General features: G+C 73.7%; 15 protein-coding genes and 2 pseudogenes. 7 read left to right on the forward strand and 10 right to left on the reverse strand.

What is annotated here, in order from left to right; translation table 11 throughout:
- Positions 1-74: 74 nt before the first annotated feature.
- The 3 genes and pseudogenes from ACQF4J_RS06960 to ACQF4J_RS06970 form a co-directional block, all read right to left on the reverse strand.
- Positions 75-1,040: a phosphotransferase family protein gene (locus ACQF4J_RS06960; RefSeq protein WP_351806721.1), complete on the reverse strand. Its 966-nt coding sequence runs from the start codon at positions 1,038-1,040 to the stop codon at positions 75-77.
- A 23-nt stretch (positions 1,041-1,063) separates the two neighbouring features.
- Positions 1,064-1,521, reverse strand: a pseudogene (locus ACQF4J_RS06965) (reductase); the annotation flags it as partial.
- Positions 1,522-1,644: 123 nt separating this feature from the next.
- Positions 1,645-2,682: a LacI family DNA-binding transcriptional regulator gene (locus tag ACQF4J_RS06970; RefSeq protein ID WP_351581478.1), complete on the reverse strand. Its 1,038-nt coding sequence runs from the start codon at positions 2,680-2,682 to the stop codon at positions 1,645-1,647.
- 133 nt (positions 2,683-2,815) lie between these two features.
- Between ACQF4J_RS06970 and ACQF4J_RS06975 the strand changes: the two genes are divergently transcribed.
- Entirely contained in the window at positions 2,816-4,453 is a 1,638-nt protein-coding gene (locus ACQF4J_RS06975; RefSeq protein ID WP_351806719.1) for a glycoside hydrolase family 13 protein, read from the forward strand.
- Between the two features lie 38 nt (positions 4,454-4,491).
- Positions 4,492-4,684: pseudogene (locus ACQF4J_RS06980) on the forward strand (diguanylate cyclase); the annotation flags it as partial.
- Here the strand turns inward: ACQF4J_RS06980 and ACQF4J_RS06985 are convergent.
- Both ACQF4J_RS06985 and ACQF4J_RS06990 read right to left on the reverse strand, forming a co-directional pair.
- Entirely contained in the window at positions 4,636-5,538 is a 903-nt protein-coding gene (locus ACQF4J_RS06985) for a DUF3626 domain-containing protein (RefSeq protein WP_427165123.1), read from the reverse strand. The pseudogene ACQF4J_RS06980 and the gene ACQF4J_RS06985 sit on opposite strands and share 49 nt — an antisense overlap.
- Positions 5,539-5,635: 97 nt before the next feature.
- Positions 5,636-6,220 carry a TIGR03086 family metal-binding protein gene (locus ACQF4J_RS06990; protein WP_351806717.1) on the reverse strand — a complete coding sequence of 195 codons (585 nt, stop codon included), beginning with the start codon at positions 6,218-6,220 and terminating at the stop codon, positions 5,636-5,638.
- 123 nt (positions 6,221-6,343) lie between these two features.
- On the opposite strand from ACQF4J_RS06990, the gene ACQF4J_RS06995 reads away from it, so the two are divergent.
- The 3 genes from ACQF4J_RS06995 (at position 6,344) to ACQF4J_RS07005 (ending at position 10,323) form a co-directional block, all read left to right on the forward strand.
- Positions 6,344-7,615, forward strand: a complete 1,272-nt coding sequence (locus ACQF4J_RS06995; protein WP_351581491.1) for an FUSC family protein — start codon at positions 6,344-6,346, stop codon at positions 7,613-7,615.
- 59 nt (positions 7,616-7,674) lie between these two features.
- On the forward strand, positions 7,675-8,730 hold the full coding sequence (locus tag ACQF4J_RS07000; RefSeq protein WP_427165126.1) for a hypothetical protein: 1,056 nt from the start codon (positions 7,675-7,677) through the stop codon (positions 8,728-8,730).
- A gap of 354 nt (positions 8,731-9,084) precedes the next feature.
- Positions 9,085-10,323, forward strand: a complete 1,239-nt coding sequence (locus tag ACQF4J_RS07005) for a beta-propeller fold lactonase family protein (protein ID WP_427165128.1) — start codon at positions 9,085-9,087, stop codon at positions 10,321-10,323.
- Here ACQF4J_RS07005 and ACQF4J_RS07010 read toward each other — a convergent pair.
- Both ACQF4J_RS07010 and ACQF4J_RS07015 read right to left on the reverse strand, forming a co-directional pair.
- Positions 10,291-11,016, reverse strand: coding sequence for a DUF2470 domain-containing protein (locus ACQF4J_RS07010; RefSeq protein ID WP_427165130.1), 726 nt, complete (start codon positions 11,014-11,016; stop codon positions 10,291-10,293). The two genes, ACQF4J_RS07005 and ACQF4J_RS07010, sit on opposite strands and share 33 nt — an antisense overlap.
- A gap of 92 nt (positions 11,017-11,108) precedes the next feature.
- On the reverse strand, positions 11,109-11,717 hold the full coding sequence (locus ACQF4J_RS07015) for a TetR/AcrR family transcriptional regulator (RefSeq protein WP_351581499.1): 609 nt from the start codon (positions 11,715-11,717) through the stop codon (positions 11,109-11,111).
- A gap of 107 nt (positions 11,718-11,824) precedes the next feature.
- On the opposite strand from ACQF4J_RS07015, the gene ACQF4J_RS07020 reads away from it, so the two are divergent.
- Complete coding sequence (locus ACQF4J_RS07020; protein ID WP_427165133.1) at positions 11,825-13,333, forward strand: cytochrome P450; 1,509 nt, start codon at positions 11,825-11,827, stop codon at positions 13,331-13,333.
- Here the strand turns inward: ACQF4J_RS07020 and ACQF4J_RS07025 are convergent.
- Both ACQF4J_RS07025 and ACQF4J_RS07030 read right to left on the reverse strand, forming a co-directional pair.
- A complete protein-coding gene (locus ACQF4J_RS07025; protein WP_427165135.1) occupies positions 13,295-14,125 on the reverse strand; it encodes a pentapeptide repeat-containing protein in 831 nt (276 codons plus the stop codon). The two genes, ACQF4J_RS07020 and ACQF4J_RS07025, sit on opposite strands and share 39 nt — an antisense overlap.
- A 56-nt stretch (positions 14,126-14,181) precedes the next feature.
- On the reverse strand, positions 14,182-14,961 hold the full coding sequence (locus ACQF4J_RS07030) for a phosphotransferase enzyme family protein (RefSeq protein ID WP_351581504.1): 780 nt from the start codon (positions 14,959-14,961) through the stop codon (positions 14,182-14,184).
- 187 nt (positions 14,962-15,148) lie between these two features.
- Here ACQF4J_RS07030 and ACQF4J_RS07035 point away from each other — a divergent pair, with 187 nt between their 5' ends.
- The gene (locus ACQF4J_RS07035; RefSeq protein ID WP_351581506.1) at positions 15,149-15,349 is read left to right on the forward strand and encodes a DUF5999 family protein; all 201 of its coding nucleotides are present in this window, start codon (positions 15,149-15,151) and stop codon (positions 15,347-15,349) included.
- 16 nt (positions 15,350-15,365) lie between these two features.
- On the opposite strand, the gene ACQF4J_RS07040 is transcribed toward ACQF4J_RS07035, so the two are convergent.
- Positions 15,366-16,109 (reverse strand): PIG-L deacetylase family protein, encoded by a 744-nt coding sequence (locus ACQF4J_RS07040; RefSeq protein WP_351581508.1) that lies wholly within the window; start codon positions 16,107-16,109, stop codon positions 15,366-15,368.
- Positions 16,110-16,121: the final 12 nt, after the last annotated feature.

The raw sequence follows: 16,121 nt of genomic DNA on the forward strand, positions 1-16,121 counted from the left end.
CCTGCCGACCTGCAACATACCTCTGCGGGCGGGTCCGGCGCGACATTCCTCCAACCCTTAGTTCACGATGTGAGCTAAGAGGCGTGTTCCCGGATGCCGTCCAGGGCCGCGACGAGCTCCGGCGCGACCGCCTCGTCCCGCCACCTGACGTGCTCCTCCCCCATCGCCCGCGGCACCGTCTCCACCAGCATGATCAGGTAGAGATAGGCGCGGTAGAGGGCGAGGCGGAGCAGCGCCGGGCTGTCGAACTCGGCCCGTCCGCCCGCCTCCCGGTAGCCGGAGAGGAACGCCTCGTCCTTCCTGATGTCCCCGAGCAGCGCCAGGGAGACGAACTCGGCCAGCGGGTCGCCCCAGAACATGCGCTCGCCGTCGATGAGGCCGCCGACCCGCGCGGAGCCGGCCGAGCGGTCCACGAGGATGTTGCCGTCCCACAGGTCGAAGTGGACGAGGGCGGGGACGGTGACCTCGTCGAGCGCGCCGTGGGCGGCCTCCAGCGTGCGGGCCACCTCGTCGACGGGCCTCGGCAGCCGGGCGCCGAAGCGGCGGGCGTCGTCGAGGACGGCGTCGAGCATCCCGGTGAAGGCGGTCCGCCAGTCCGCGGCCAGCGGGCCGAGCGCGCCGGAGGGATAGCCGAAGGCGGGTCCGACGACCCGGTGCAGGGCGGCCACGTGCCGCCCCAACTCCCGTCGCAGAGGGGGCCGTTCGGCTTCGGTGAGCGAGGCGTCCCAGGGGGTGCCGGGCGATGCCGTCATCAGCAGTACGCCGCCGTCCTCGTCCAGCGCGAGCAGGCGGGGCGCCGGCACCCCGGCCGCCTCGGCGCCGCGGTAGAACTCCGCCTCGGCGACGAGGAGCCGTCTCTCGTGACTCAGCCCCGGGGCGTCCGGCGCGGCCTTGAGCACGTGGCGGCCGCCGTCGGTGAGGGTGAGCTCCTCGACGGTGTTGTACGTGCCGCCGGCGAGGGGGCGCAGGCGGGCCAGCCGCCCGGGAGGGATGCCCGCGTCCCGGAGGATGCGCCGGGCCCGTTCCCAGGAGTCCACCACCGTGCGCCCACCTCTCCCCTCGGTCAGCCGGCCGCGTACACGTCCTCGACGTAACGGCCGTCCGCGATCACCGTGTCGAGCCACTTCACGGCCGCCGCGTCGTCCGCACCCGGCACGTGGTGCCGGTACAGCGTACGGAACGCCTCCCGCACGCCGGGCGCCATTTTCGAACCGTCTCCGCAGACGTACACCTGGGCCCCCGCACCGAGCAGCTCCCAGACCTCGCCCGCCTCGGCGGCCACGCGGTGCTGCACGAAGGTGTCCGCGGTACTGAAGGCGGGGCGCAGCTACACGGCGCCGGCGGTCTCGGCGGCGCGCGGTTCGTCGGCGTGCAGGAAGTCGCCTCGGGCGCGTCGCAGCCGAAGTGGCAGAGCGCGGGGGCGAGTTCGGCTCCCGTGGCGAGTGCTGCCACGCGGTCGGCGACGGCTCCGCGGAAGGGGGCCAGGCCCGTACCGGCCGCGATCATGATCACCGGCGCGGAGGCAACTGCCTTTCGCGGTACGGGAGTACCGCGCTCAAGGTTCGTCGAGGAAGACGGGCGGACCGCGCCGCCGCACTACCTGATCATGTGGTCAAGACCTCGCCGAAGGGCTTGCGCGGGAGGTCAGTCGGTGTCCGCGCCGGGTGCCGGGGCGGTGCTGCCGCGGGGGATGAGGCGGGTCGGCAGCAGGAGGTGCCGGGCGGGGTCGGCGTCGGGGTCGGCGATCAGGCGCAGGACCAGTTCACCGGCCTCCCGGCCCATGTCGGCGGGCGACTGCGCCACCGTCGTCAGGTCGAACAGCTCGGCGACCGGCTGGTCGTCGAAGCCGAGGACGGACATCCGCTCGGGCACCTCGATCCTGGACCTGCGCAGGGTCCAGATCAGTGAGACGGCGAGCTCGTCCTGTTCGGCGAAGACCGCGGTGGGCGGTTCGCGCAGGCCGAGCAGCTGCCCCAGGGCCTCGGCGACGGCGCGCCGGTCCCCGGCCGGCGCCGCCACCACGAGGGAGTCGTCCAGGGGGACGCCCGCCTCGGTGAGCGCCCGCCGGTGGCCGAGGAGCCGCTCGTGCGAGCTGAAGGAGAAGCCGGTGGGGCCCGCGCTCTGCATGAAGGCGATGCGGCGGTGCCCGAGGTTGAGCAGGTGCCGGGTGCCGGCCCGGGCCGCGGCACCGTCGTCGACGTACACGCTCGGCCGCCCGTCGGCGTGCTGGCTGACGTAGACGACGGGCATGCCGAGGTCGTCGAGGCGTGCGCTCTCCGCGTCGGTGAGGTCGAAGCAGAACACCAGCAGGGCGTCGGCGTTGCGCCGGGCCGGCAACCGCTCGAAGAACGCGGCGCGTTCGGCCAGGTCCGGTGTGACGTAGACGGTGAGCTCCAGGTCCGCGGCCCGCAGCAGGGGGCCGAGGGCGGACAGGGCCGAGCCCATGAACCACGAGTCCAGGGTGGGCACGAGCGCCGCGACAACGCCGGTCCGGCCGGTCACCAGGCTGGAGGCGTGCCGGGAGACGGCGAAGTTCAGCGCGCGGGCGGCGTTCTCCACCCGGGCGCGTACGTCGGGCGAGACGTTCGACAGCCCGCGCAGGGTGCGCGAGACGGTGGAGACGGAGACCCCGGCGCGTTCGGCGACGTCGGCCATCGTGGGGTGCCGTCGGGCGGGCGGCATGGGCGGACGCTAGCACAGGTGTACGTGGCTCGTGACAGCGCTGCCAGGGCATTACTGACCCGTAACGCATTGACGGTCCACGCAGGAACCCTCAGGCTTGCAAGCGTTGTCACGACCGAGGAGCACGCACCGAATGTCCACCTCCGCCGTACCTTGGTGGCGCGATGCCGTCATCTACCAGGTCTACATCCGCAGCTTCGCCGACGGGAACGGCGACGGTGTCGGCGACATCGCCGGCATCCGCTCCCGGCTGCCGTATCTGAAGTGGCTCGGCGTCGACGCCGTCTGGATCAACCCCTGGTACCGGTCACCGATGGCCGACCACGGCTACGACGTCGCCGACTACCGGGAGATCGACCCGCTGTTCGGCACGCTGGAGGAGGCCGAGCGGCTGATCGAGGAAGCGCACGAGCACGGCATCCGCGTCATCCCCGACATCGTGCCCAACCACACCTCCGACCAGCACGCGTGGTTCCGGGCCGCGGTGGCGGCCGGACCGGGCAGCCCGGAGCGGGAGCGCTACGTCTTCCGGCCCGGCCGCGGGCCCGACGGCGCCGAACCGCCCAACGACTGGGTCTCCTGCTTCGGCGGTCCGGCCTGGACCCGGCTGCCCGACGGCGAGTGGTATCTGCATCTGTTCGCCCCCGAGCAGCCCGACCTCAACTGGCAGCACCCGGAGGTCCGCGCCGAGTTCGAGTCGATCCTCCGGTTCTGGTTCGGCCGGGGCGTGGACGGATTCCGGATCGACGTCGCGCACGGACTGATCAAGCACCCGGAGCTGCCCGACCTGCCACCGGCCGTCCAGGAGAGGGGGCCGCGGCGGCATCTGGACCACCCGCACTGGGACCGTGACGAGGTGCACGACATCTACCGGTCCTGGCGCCGGGTGGCCGACGAGTTCCCCGGCGACCGCTCGTTCGTCGCCGAGGCCTGGGCGGACACCCCCGAACGGCTCGCCGCCTACGTCCGCGCCGACGGCCTGCACACGGCGTTCAACTTCGACTTCCTGATGTCCAGTTGGGACGCCGAGGACCTGCGGGCCGTCATCGACGGCTCCCTCGCCATGCTCGGCGCGGTGGGCGCGCCGGCCACCTGGGTGCTCTCCAACCACGACGTCGTACGCCATCCCAGCCGCTACGGCCGCAAGACGGTCAAGCGGTGGACGGTGAACGAGCCCTACCGGCCCGAGGGCCCCCTGGACCTGGAACTGGGCACGCTCAGGGCCCGCGCGGCCGCCCTGCTGATGCTCGCCCTGCCCGGCGGCGCCTACGTCTACCAGGGCGAGGAACTGGGCCTGCCGGAGGTCGAGGACCTGCCGGAGTCCGTGCTCCAGGACCCGGTCTGGGAGCGCTCCGGGCACACCGACCGCGGGCGCGACGGCTGCCGGGTGCCGATCCCGTGGTCGGGTTCGAGCCCGCCGTACGGCTTCGCTCCGGACGGCGCGCGGGCCGAGCCATGGCTGCCCCAGCCGGCGGCCTGGGCCGGCCGCGGGGTCGCCGAGCAGCGGGGCGACGAGCACTCGATGCTGGAGCTGTACCGCGCCGCCCTGCGGCTGCGCCGAGAGCATCCCGCACTCGGCGACGGCGACCTGACCTGGCTCGACGCCCCGGCCGGCGTGCTCGTGTTCGCTCGCGAGCCCGGGTTCGTGTGCGCCGTCAACCTGTCGTCCGAGGGGTACCGGCTGCCCGCGCACACCTCGCTGCTGCTGGCGAGCGGCCCCGTCGAGGACGGTGTGCTCGCGCCCGACCACGCGGCCTGGCTGGCGGTGTAGCGAGGCACCCGCGGACAGGTTCGCGCGCCGTCGCATGAAGGGGGGTGGCGCTGCCGGCCGGGGGCGCGACCACCGCGGGCCGTCAAGGAGACCGGCCTGACGACGGACGGCGTCACCTGTCACCTGCGGCGGCTGTCGGCACGCTGGGGCGCGCCGAACCGCACCGGGCTGGTGGCACGCGCCTACGCGCTCGGCGCGTTCACCCCCGGGGTGTGGCCGCCGGACGCGTAGGCGGTGCCCGCGCCCTCCGGAGCGCCGAAGCGGGCGAGGGTGTGCCACACCATCTTCAGGTCCTGCGGCTCGTGCCGGCCGGTGCGGGCGGCGTCGCCGATGATCCGCGGGTCGATCCGGCCGTCCTGGGCGATCCGGGCGCCGAGGGCGGCGTACTCGGGCCCTCGGTAGTCCGCGTGCTCGCGCAGCTGTTCCACCGTGAGGCGGTAGCCGGGGTGCCATTCGAGGGGGCAGGGCAGCCGGCGGGCCTCGGCCTCGACGGCGGTGCCGCGGTAGCTCGCGTCCAGGACGAGCGCCTCGACGTGCCGGTCGAGCAGGACGCCGCCGTGCACCTGCGCCTCGACGTAGTCGTTGAGGGCGTCCTGCTCGTCCGCCTCGGCGAGCGCGATCAGCGACATGCCGGCGGCGATCCCGAAATCGGTCGGCTCGGCGGCGCTGTCGGGGTAGCAGAAGGTGGTCCGGTCCACGGTGTCGGCGGTGAGCCGGAAGTGCGAGGAGCCGAACCGCGGGGCGGCGCCCACCACTTGGCGCCGGAAGTTCAGCGCGCCGTACACCGGCCGCTCGTGCGGGTCGGCATCGTCGTAGGCGCCGCCGAAGATCCGGCTCTCCCAGCGCCACCGGTCGCCGCCGGGGTGCGCGGTGAGGCCGCCGTTGCCGGTGCCCGTGACGAACTGCGAGTGGTAGGCGCCGTCCTGGGCCAGGGCCCGCAGGATGGGCAGCCCGCCGGCCGCCCGGTCGGGATGGAAGTTCAGCGTGGTCCGCGGCCCGGGGCCGACGGCCGGGCCGCGGGAACGCGCGGCCACGTGCCGCAGCGCTCGCAGTGCCCGGGCTGACGCGAGCTCGCTCGACTCCACCGGCTCCCCTTCGTGAGTGCGGACGTCCTCCCCAAGAGATCACTCATCGGAGGGGGTATCCGCAACTCATTTGCGGGCGGGCCGTGTGCCGGCCGGGTCACGGGGTCCAGTGCGGATCCCGGCCGAGGAAGGCCAGCAGCGCCTCGGCCCGGTCGTGGCCGTCCGGGAGCGGCCTCGCGGGTGCGAAGACCTGGTAGGAGTCGCGGAGATGGTCCACGAGCCGCTCCGCCGCCGGCCAGATCCCCTCGGCCGGCTCCACGTCCAGCGGACGGTCCTGGCCCGTGGCCACGGCGATGTCCCAGGCGTGCACGGCCGCGTCCATGGCGGCCGCAGCCGCGGCGATCGGCGGAGGCAGCGGGCCGAGCGGCGTCGGCGCCCGCTCGGCGTCCGCGGACAGCGCGGCATAGGCCTCGGCGACCTGGCTCAGCACCTTGCCGAGCTCGGCCACCGGGTCCCCGTCCAGGGCGTCGGCCGGGTGGAAGGGGTCGGAGTCCGGCCGGCCGCCGGTGAGCGCGAGGCCATAGCCCTGCTGGTCGATCCGGGCGTGATTGAGGACCTGCCGCACGGTCCACTCGGTACAGGGAGTCGGCGCTCCCCACGCCGACTCGGGCACCGCGGCGACGACGTCGCCGAGATAGGAGTGCGCACGTGTGAGAACCTCGAAGTCCCGGGTGTCCGCCATCACCGTTCTCCCCTCTTGCCGTCCGCCGGCCGTCGCCAACAATCTAGGTGCCCTTGCGGAAAGTGACGGTCCGCAAGGGGAACGTCGTACGTGTTCGAGGCAGTGGAAAGGGAACGGCCCGTAGTGCCAGATGTACGTGAGTGGAGGGCGTCCCTCGTCCGGTACGTGAAGCGCCGCCGCGACCCGGTGGTGGTGCAGACGCTTCGGTCGGCCGTCGCGGCGACGGTGGCGTACGTCGTCGCGCTGCGGCTGAGTCCCGAGGCGGCCCCGCTGACCGCGCCGCTCACCGCGCTGCTGGTCGTCCAGGTCACCCTGTACGCCACGCTCACCAACGGCATCCGCCGGGTCAACTCGGTGGTGGCCGGCGTCCTGGTCGCGATCGCCTTCAGCCAGCTGGTCGGTCTGACCTGGTGGAGCCTCGCGCTGCTGATCGTGGCGGCGCTCGCGGTGGGGCGGCTGGTGCGGGTCGAGGAGTACGTCCCCGAAGTGGCGATCAGCGCCATGCTGGTCCTCGGCGTCACGACCGTCGGCGACACCGCGTGGGCCCGGATCGTGGAGACGCTGATCGGCGCGGTCGTCGGCATGGCCTGCAATCTGCTCCTCGCGCCACCGGTATGGGTGGACGAGGCGGGCGAGTCGATCGAGGGACTGGCCAGGCGGGTGCGGCAGCTGATGCTGCGCATGGGCGAGGAGGCCGCCGGGCGCACGCCGGTCGAGCACGCGACCGAGCGGCTGTACGAGGCGCGCCGCCTCGACCACGACATCGTCGAGGTGGACGCGGCACTGCGGCAGGCCGAGGACAGTCTGCGGCTCAATCCGCGCGTGCGCGAGGGACTGCTGCACCGGGTGGTGCTGCGCACCGGGCTGGACACGCTGGAGATCTGCACGGTGGTGCTGCGGGTGCTGGCCCGTACCTTCACCGACCTCGCCAAGGAGCGCGATCCGGAGCCGCTGTTCGCACGGGAGACGGGAGCCGCCGTGGAGCGGCTGCTGTCCGAGATCGCGGACGCGGTGGTCAGCTTCGCGGTCCTGGTCACCACCAGCGTCAGCGTCAGTGCCGAGTCGGCCGAGGCGCGGCTGGCCGCGGAGCTGCGCCAGGCCGGGACGACCCGGGACAAGCTGGCCCAGCTGCTGCTGGAGGAGGTCCAGCGCGACGCGCGCAGCTGGCAGCTGCACGGCGCGGTGCTGACCGAGGTCAACCGCATCCTCGACGAGATGGACACCGAGCACCGCTCGCGCCGGCTGCTGGAGGAGCTGGACCGCGCCTCCGGCGAGCAGCGCGAGCGCATGCCGCGGCTGACCGGGCTGCGCGAGAGCCTGCGCGACTCCGGCCTGCTGCGCGTTCCCGAGGTGCTGCGCCGGAACCGCGCGGGTGCCCGGCGTCGTTCCAGGTGATGTGGTCACCGGGGAGGCGTACGTTTCCCCGGCAGCGGAAAGGCGAAGGGGGCGGGCCGATGGCCGACAGCGGCGTGCGGATCGACGGGAACACTCTGCGGCTGCCGGGCGGGGTGGCGGTGCGCTTCGTGCGCACCCTGCGGCTGCCCGAGACGGGGACGCATCCGCTGCCGCCGGGGCTGGGCGAGTTCCCGCTCCGGCGAGTGGCGGGCTGTCCGGACACGGTGCCCGAGGCGTGGCGTGCGCGCGGCGGGGTGATGCTGCCGGTGTACCTGCGTGAGGCGATGTGGCTGAGTTTCTCGGGTACGACCGAGCCCGCCGCCCTCCAGGTCGGGGTGGGCAAGGTGTGCGCGGTCTCGGGCACGCCGTGGAGCGACCGGCTCTCGCGCAAGCCGCAGAACTACGTCGTACTGCCGCGTCAGCCCTGGCTGGACGGCATCAACTCGGGCAAGGGCACCGTCCGTCAGTTCGTGGCGGTGCCGCTGGGGCTGGGGGCGACCGTCGAGGGCCAGGTCACCGGCGAGGAGGTGTGGGGCGGCGTACAGCTGCAGTCCTTCCCGCTGCGCGAGCGGAAACTGGCCGAGTGGCGGGAGGCGGAGCGGCGCCGCGCGGAGCTCGCCCGGGAGCGGGCTGCCGCGCCGGGCGGGGGCTACGGGATGGCCGCGATGCCGATGGCGGCGCCGGCTCCGGGCTCGGCGCCCGCGCCCGCCGCGGCTCGGGCGCCGCGGGCCCCGGCGGCCATGGGGCTCGGCGTCGGCGGCTCCATGCGGCAGGAGGTCTACCAGGACGACCGGCCGCTCGACGACTGGTCCGAGCAGGCCGCCGGCCGGGTCTTCGTGCACCTGGTGACGCCCCCGGAATGGCGCCGCATCACCGGCGAGGAGCCCCCGCCGTCACCGGTGGACCGCGCCGCCTACACCCGCGCCGGCCTGCCCTGGTACGACTACTACGACCAGGACGGGCAGGACCTCTCCCCCACCGACACCCTGGAGGCCGTCAAACCGGTCGGCGACTGGCTCGGCGACGACCACGACCCCTGGCAGGCTCCGCCCCCGCACCAGGTCAAACCCCTCAAGGACGCCCCGGGCAAGCCGGTGGAGGACGGCGACTGGTAGGGCCCGACCCGGGCTGTGACGGGTGGGGCGCGCGCCCGGACGTCGACTGACAGGGCGTTCCCCGGAGCCCGGGCGGCTACGAGCCGGCGCCCGGCGCCGCACTTCCGGGAGGGACGGGCCACCAATGGTGGCGGGCGGTGGCCGGGAGGCCGTGACCACGAGCCCGGGCGGGGCCAGCCACGCCCGGCAGGTCACTCACGGGCACGCCGGGACGGGGCGTGGCGGAAGGTGGCCGGGAGGCCTGCCCGGATGTTGCACAGCGTGCAACACGTGGGGTCGTTGTTTGCGTGCGGTGGGGCTTTCGCGTCAAGGTGGCTTGTCAGGCGGAGGCGGGCGACCACGCGAGGTGCGGGCATGGGCAGTGGGACACGGGCGGCGGGCGGCGGCTGGAGCAGGCGCCGTTTCGTCGGCGCGCTCGCCGGGCTCGGCGCGGTGACGGCGCTCCCGGCCCCCGCACCGCCCAGGAACGCCGAGAGCGCCTCGGTGCCACGGCACGCGGCAACCTCCTCGGCGCCTGCGCAACCCGCGCCGGCGACCACCCCGAGCCCGAGGACGAAGCCGTCCGGCCCCCGCCCCCTCTTCCTCGGCACCTACACGAGCGTCGAGGGCGGCGGCAAGGGCATCGGCCTCGCCACCTACGACCCGTCGACCGGCCGCATCACCGGCACCGGGACCGTGACGGGGGTCGCCAATCCGTCCTACCTCGCCCTGCACCCCGACGCGCACACGCTCTACGCGGTCGACGAGCAGGACGCCGGCGCGGTGACGGCCGTGCGCCTGGCCGACCGCGAGGTCCTCGGCAGCCGCAGCACCGGCGGGGCGGGCCCGTGCCATCTGTCGGTGCATCCGAGCGGCCGCTGGCTGCTGAGCGCCAACTACGGATCGGGCAGCGTGGCCGTGCACCCCATCACCGGCTCGGGCGGCCTCGGCGAGCGCACCGACCTGGTCACGCACTCCAGCCCGGCCCCGGGACCCGGTCAACAGGGGCCGCACGCCCACCAGTTCATCACCAGCCCCGACGGCGGCCATGTGCTCGCCGTGGACCTGGGCACGGACACGGTGTACACCTACCGCCTCGACGAGCGCACCGGCAAACTCACCGAGGTCGCGCGGGCCGGGGCGAAGCCGGGCGCCGGTCCGCGGCACCTCACCTTCCACCCGGGCGGCCGCCACGCCTACCTGGCCAACGAGGTCGACGACACGGTCACGGTCTGCGCCTACGAGCCGTCCACCGGCCGTCTGACGATCGGCGAGCCGCAGTCGACGGGCTCCGGCGGGGGCACCAACTACCCCGCACAGATCCTGGTCACCGCGAACGGCTCGTACGCCTATCTCGCCAACCGCGGCGACAACACCCTCGCGCGGTACGCGATCGAGCGGGACGGCGCCCGGCTGCGGCTGCTGGGCACGGTTTCGGTGGCCGGTGACTTCCCCCGTCAGATCGCCTTCTCCCCGGACGGCACGCTGCTGTTCGCGGCGAACCAGAGGTCGGGCACCGTCAGCGTCTTCCACGTGGACGACGACAGCGGTGAACTGCGGTCGGCGGGCGAGCCGTTCGCCTCACCGGTCGCGGTCTGTGCGCTGCCGTTGTAGGGCGCGGGGACAGGCGGCGGCAGCGGCCTGTCCGAGCAGGACGTGCATGCGCTCGGTGAGTTGCGCGACGTCGTCGGCGGGCGTGTGGAACGGCAGGCGTACGTCGCCGTGGGTGCGGGCGCGTTCGATGCGCAGCGTCAGGCCGTGCCGGTCGACGGCGAGCGGCTGGACGCGGACCGCGCCGTGCAGGCTGCCGGGGTCGACGAGGCGCGTCAGGCGCTCGACCGCGTCGGCGTGGCAGTCCGCGAGGTGGGTCAGCAGGTGGGCCTCGGCCAGTGCCAGCGGGTCGGGCGCGGCGGCGGCGAACTCGTCGAGGCCGACGACCACCGCGCCCGAGGACTCCCGCAGCACGATCCGGGTCGGCCGGAACGCCAGGCGGTCGCCCTCGGGGGTGAAGGACCCCGCCGTCCACAGCCTGGCCCGGATGCGGTGGCGCACGGGGACGGGTGCCACGTCGGCGAACTCCAGCACGGCGGACGGCTCCCCGCGGGGTGCGAAGATCGCGGTCGCGAGCAGCGCGCTGTCCTCGGGCACGCTCACCAGCACCCGGCCGTCCTCGGTCACGGTGTGCGCGCCGACGAACTCCTCGCGTCCGCCCTCCGCGGTGATCGCGCAGGACCACGCCGCGGCCTGCACCGAGCGTGCCCGTTCCGCCGCGGCGGGCGCGGCCGTCCAGCTTCGGCTGTCACCCATCCCAGACCTCCTTAGGTAAGGCTTTCCTAACTTATCGGAGATCGGGGTGTACGCCAACACCGTCTCCGCAGAAGGGAGGGCCAGGCCCCTGCTCAGGAAGCGATGACGCCCAGCAGCGCCCGGGCGCACAGATCGCGCACCTGCTCGCGCGTCAGTTCCGAGCCGCGCAGCCACTCCAGGCAGACCGCCGTGGTGAAGGCCAGCCAGCCGCGGACGGCGAGCCGGAGGTCCGGGCGCGCCTGGGCGATCGGGCCGAGTTCCGGGTCGCGCGCCAGCGCCGCCAGGATCTGCCGCTCCTGCGCCCCGAGCGCCCGCTGGTAGACCCGTCGTACGGCCTGGTCCCCCGCCGCGTCGGCGCGGTGGAAGGCGCGGAAGCCGTGCGCGTGGGCGTGGACGTACTCCAGGAAGATGTCCAGGTTCGCCGTGAGCTGCTCGCGGGCCGGCACGCCCGGCACCGCCTCGGTCATCTGCAGCATCCGCTCGCTCTCCCGCTCGACGACCGCCAGGAAGAAGTCCCGCTTGGTCGGGAAGTAGTGGTAGAGCAGTCCGCGGGAGACCCCGGCGATCTCGGCGACCTGCTCGATCCAGACGTCGTCGTACGGGCTCTCGGAGAACAGCCGCGCCCCTACCGAGAGCAGCTGCTCGCGGCGCTCCTCGGTGCTCAGTCGGCGGCGCGTGCGCCCGCCGGGGTTCGCGGCCATCCCCGCACTTTACTTGACGTCGATTCAACAGCGGGCCCAGACTGGGCCGCGCTATTGAACCCACGTACAACTGGCTCGACTGCCGCTGGATCAAGGGAGATCGCGTGATGGCGGAGACCACGACGAGGCCGACGCTGCCGGGCGGATTCCGCAGCGCCGAACAGGGCTGGCCGGAGCTGCGCCGGATCCCGCATCCGCCGCGCCGGATCCCGCTGCTCGGGGACGTGCTCGGGGTCAACCGGGCCACCCCGCTCCAGGACTCCCTGCGCTTCGCCCGCCAGTTGGGGCCGATCTACCGGCGCAAGGCGTTCAACCGGGAGTTCGTATTCGTCTGGGGCGCCGATATGGTGGCCGACCTCGCGGACGAGTCGCGGTTCGCCAAGCACGTGGGCCTCGGGGTCGCCAACCTGCGGCCGGTGGCCGGCGACGGCCTGTTCACGGCGTACAACCACGAACCGAACTGGCAGCTCGCGCACGATGTGCTGGCCCCGGGGTTCAGCCGGGAGGCCATGGCGGCCTACCACCCCATGATGCTGGACGTGGCCGGACGGCTGACCGACCACTGGGACCGCGAGCGGGCGGCCGGGCGGGCGGTGGACGTGCCCGGCGACATGACCAAGCTGACGCTGGAGACCATCGCGCGGACCGGTTTCGGCCATGACTTCGGTTCCTTCGAACGCGACCGGCCGCATCCCTTCATCACCGCGATGGTGGGCACGCTCACCTACGCCCAGCGGCTCAACTCCGTTCCCTTCCCCGCCTTGTTGCGGCGCGCCGCGCAGCGCAACGAAGCCGACATCGCCCACCTCAACCGCACCGTCGACGACCTGGTCCGCGCCCGGCGCACGGCGAGCGGGGACGGCGACCTGCTGGACCGGATGCTGGAGACGGCCCACCCCGAGACGGGCGAGCGGCTGTCGGCCGAGAACGTCCGCCGGCAGGTCATCACCTTCCTGGTGGCGGGACACGAGACCACCTCGGGCGCGCTCTCCTTCGCCCTGTACTACCTCGCCCGCCACCCCGGGATCGCGGCCCGCGCCCGCGCCGAGGTCGACCGCGTCTGGGGCGACACCGCGGCGCCCGACTACGACCAGGTGGCCAAGCTGCGCTACGTGCGCCGGATCCTGGACGAGTCGCTGCGGCTGTGGCCGACGGCACCGGCGTACGCCCGGGAGGCGCTGGAGGACACCGTGCTGGCCGGGCGGCACCCGATGCTCCGGGGCGCCTGGACGCTGGTGCTCACGCCGATGCTGCACCGCGATCCCGCCGCGTGGGGGGCCGACGCCGAACGGTTCGACCCGGACCGCTTCGACCCCAAGGCGGTCCGCTCCCGCCCCGCGCACACCTTCAAGCCGTTCGGCACGGGGGCACGGGCGTGCATCGGGCGGCAGTTCGCGCTGCACGAGGCGACGCTGGTGCTGGGGCTGCTGCTGCGCCGGTACGCGTTCGTCCCCGACCCCGGCTACCGGCTGCGGGTGACCGAGCGACTGACGCTGATGCCGGACGGGCTGCGGCTGCGGCTGGAGCGGCCCGAGGTCACGACGGCCGGTGCGGCGGACGCCGACGAGGAGGCGCCGTCAGAGTCGCGTTGCCCAGTGCGCGGGGCGCGTGACTGAGCCCGGCAGACGGGTGCCCGCACTCCCCCGGGCCGCCGTGAGCTGGGGCTGGGTGAGGAAGAACGCCCCGGTCAGATCGGCGTCGGTGAGGTCGGCGTCCCGCAGGTCGGCGCCGATGAGATCCGCGTACCTCAGGTCGGCGCCGGTCAGGTCGGCGGCGATGAGGTAGGCGCCGCGCAGGTTCGCGCCGCGCAGGTCGGCCCCCTTGAGGCGGGCGCCCATGAGGTCGGCCCCGCGGCGGTCCTTCTTGCGGCCGCGGACGCCGGCCCGGACGAGTTCGCTGGTGCGCAGCAGAAGCAGGTTGACCTCTTGCCGGTGGGCGCCGACGTCCAGCCCGGCGAGCTCGTCGGAGGTCAGGCCGGTGAGTTCCCGTGTTTGATCCAGGGCCCGGCGCAGGTCGGCGTGGACGGGGCGGGCGGCGGGCAGCTCGAGGGCCTCGGTCAGGTACCAGAGCAGTTCGTGCAGCTGCCGGACGACCGGGAACACGTCGAACATCTGCCGGGCGCGCTCCCGTGGGCCCGTGCGCCAGTCCTGGCCGCCGAAGGTGATCTGCGAGACCTGCTGGCCGGCGCCGAAGCAGTCGTAGACCGTGCAGCCGGTGAAGCCCTCCTGCCGCAGACGGGCGTGGATGCCGCAGCGGTGGTCGTCGCGGAGGTTCGGGCAGGGGGTGCCGGCCGGCTTGTCGAGTGCGAAGTCGGCCGACGCCGCGAAGGGCAGGGCCACACAGCACAGTCCGAAGCAGTTCGCGCAGTCGCCGTGCAGGTCGGCACGGCCGACGGTCCCCTCTTGCATATCGCACACCTTATCGAAGGTGGGTCGGTGCTTCCCCTCCACCCGCGATCCACGGCTCACCCGGACAGCAGGGCGCGCAGCCACTGCTCCTCGCGCATCTCGACGTACTCGGCGTCCCCGCGCCAGGCGTCGCCGTGCCCCTCGGCCCAGAGCCTGGACCAGGGCTGGTTGCCCAGGTCGTTCTGCTCCCGCAGGAAGTCGTGCATCGCGCGGGTGCGGCGGCCCAACAGCGGTACCAGGGCGCGCCGTTCGGCCTCGTCGAGGCCGTATGCGTCGGCGAACAGGCGCAGCCGGGCGGCGGCGTCGGGGGTCTGCCAGTCGGGGTGCGCGGACAGCGGGACGAAGCCGCGGACGGCATAGGCGACGTCCCAGAGCCGGGAGCCGGGGGCCGCCGTGTCCCAGTCGATGAACGCCCAGCCGCTCTCACCGGCGACGAGGTTCCAGGGCGCCAGGTCCTGGTGGGCGATGATGTCGTCGCCCTCGGCGGGTACGAGCACCTGCCAGCACGCGTCCCGGGGCGGTCTGAAGTCCTGTACGGCCTCGTGGAAGTCGCGGATCATGCGCGCCACCCGGACCAGCCCCGCCGTCGGCTCCACCAGGGCGAACCGGTCCGGCCAGACCACCTCGCCCGGCACGAAGGCCAGCACCTCGCGGCCCCGCTCGTCGATCCCGAGCGGGCGTGGCGCGGACCGGAAGCCGGCCTCGTGCAGGTGCGTGAGCAGGGCGTGCACCGACGGCGTCCAGGGTCCCGCGGGCCGGCGCACGGTGTCGCCGACCCGGACCACACCGGCACTGACGTTCCCGCCGGTCAACGGCTGTTCCTCTGCGTGCGGCATTCCGCCAGTGTGTCCGAACACCCCTCACGGATCACGTCATTTGATCCGCGCCCCCTGCCGCGCGGCCGAACCTCACCGATGAGTTTCCGGCGTTGTGGGGGTCTTCTCATACAACGGAAAACAAGCTGCTGTACCACGGATACCAACCCCCTTCGGGCGGGAGCCGGACGGATCGAGGAGTCGGACCATGTGCACCCACCAGCCACCGTGCCCCACCGCGGACAGCCCGCTCCATCACGGCGCCGCGATCGTGTCGTCCCACCCCGAACAGGGCTGGACCCTGCTGTGCAACGGAACGATCGTGTTCGACGACACCGGTGAGCTGCTGCCGGACGGCCGGGTCGTCGACCCGCACCGTGTCCTCGGCCCGCTGGCCGTGGCGGCCTGACCCGCACCGCTGCGGGCTACCGGGCGAACACCTCGAACGCCACCGCCGGCCTGCCGCCGAACCGCTGCGCCGACCGCTCGGCGTTCTCCGTCAGGAAGGCGCGGGCGTACGTCTCCGGGTCCTCGGCGGTCAACGCCTCGATGTAGGTGCGGTGTTCGAGCAGTGAGCGCACCGCCCGCTCCAGACCGGCCGTGGCGTCCACGGCGTGCGTGGGCGAGGCGGAACCGGCGACGGCGACCCAGCGGACGCCGTCCCAGGGCTCGAGTCCCCGCTCGGTGAGCTCGGGGAAGATCCACCGGTTGCCCGCGTCCGCGGCCGCGTCCAGCGTGGCCCGCCCGACGGCCACGTGGTCCGGGGTGTTCCAGGCGACGCCGCCCCAGGTGTCCCGGTGGTTGAGGGTGATCACCAGCTCGGGCCGGTGCCGGCGGATCGCTGCGGCGATGTCCCGGCGCAGTGCGACGCCGTACTCGACCACACCGTCCCGGTGGTCGAGGAACTCCACCTCCGCAACCCCCACGACGGCGGCGCTGGCCCGCTGCTCGCGTTCGCGCAGCGGCCCGCACTCGGCGGGCGCCAGCGTGTCGATGCCCGCCTCGCCGCGGGTCGCGAGCACGTAGGCGACCTCACGGCCCTCGTCGGTCCAGGTGGCGATCGCCGCCGAGCAGCCGTACTCGAGGTCGTCGGGGTGTGCCACGACGGCGAGCGCGCGCCGCCAGTCGCCGGGCAGGGGCTGGAGCTGGGTGATCGTCGGCTCGGTCATGGGCGCAGACTA

The sequence above is a fragment of the Streptomyces sp. C1-1 genome, assembly GCF_050214755.1.
Lineage (GTDB): Bacteria > Actinomycetota > Actinomycetes > Streptomycetales > Streptomycetaceae > Streptomyces.

What these genes read in the sequence shown, in the direction of transcription:
- ACQF4J_RS07010 (WP_427165130.1), bottom strand. Translation starts at nt 11,016, where the DNA reads ATGGGTGACAGCCGAAGCTGGACGGCCGCGCCCGCCGCGGCGGAACGG.
- ACQF4J_RS07035 (WP_351581506.1), top strand. Translation starts at nt 15,149, where the DNA reads ATGTGCACCCACCAGCCACCGTGCCCCACCGCGGACAGCCCGCTCCAT.
- ACQF4J_RS07005 (WP_427165128.1), top strand. Translation starts at nt 9,085, where the DNA reads ATGGGCAGTGGGACACGGGCGGCGGGCGGCGGCTGGAGCAGGCGCCGT.
- ACQF4J_RS07000 (WP_427165126.1), top strand. Translation starts at nt 7,675, where the DNA reads ATGGCCGACAGCGGCGTGCGGATCGACGGGAACACTCTGCGGCTGCCG.
- ACQF4J_RS07015 (WP_351581499.1), bottom strand. Translation starts at nt 11,717, where the DNA reads ATGGCCGCGAACCCCGGCGGGCGCACGCGCCGCCGACTGAGCACCGAG.
- ACQF4J_RS07040 (WP_351581508.1), bottom strand. Translation starts at nt 16,109, where the DNA reads ATGACCGAGCCGACGATCACCCAGCTCCAGCCCCTGCCCGGCGACTGG.
- ACQF4J_RS07025 (WP_427165135.1), bottom strand. Translation starts at nt 14,125, where the DNA reads ATGCAAGAGGGGACCGTCGGCCGTGCCGACCTGCACGGCGACTGCGCG.
- ACQF4J_RS06970 (WP_351581478.1), bottom strand. Translation starts at nt 2,682, where the DNA reads ATGCCGCCCGCCCGACGGCACCCCACGATGGCCGACGTCGCCGAACGC.
- ACQF4J_RS06990 (WP_351806717.1), bottom strand. Translation starts at nt 6,220, where the DNA reads ATGGCGGACACCCGGGACTTCGAGGTTCTCACACGTGCGCACTCCTAT.
- ACQF4J_RS06975 (WP_351806719.1), top strand. Translation starts at nt 2,816, where the DNA reads ATGTCCACCTCCGCCGTACCTTGGTGGCGCGATGCCGTCATCTACCAG.
- ACQF4J_RS07030 (WP_351581504.1), bottom strand. Translation starts at nt 14,961, where the DNA reads ATGCCGCACGCAGAGGAACAGCCGTTGACCGGCGGGAACGTCAGTGCC.
- ACQF4J_RS07020 (WP_427165133.1), top strand. Translation starts at nt 11,825, where the DNA reads ATGGCGGAGACCACGACGAGGCCGACGCTGCCGGGCGGATTCCGCAGC.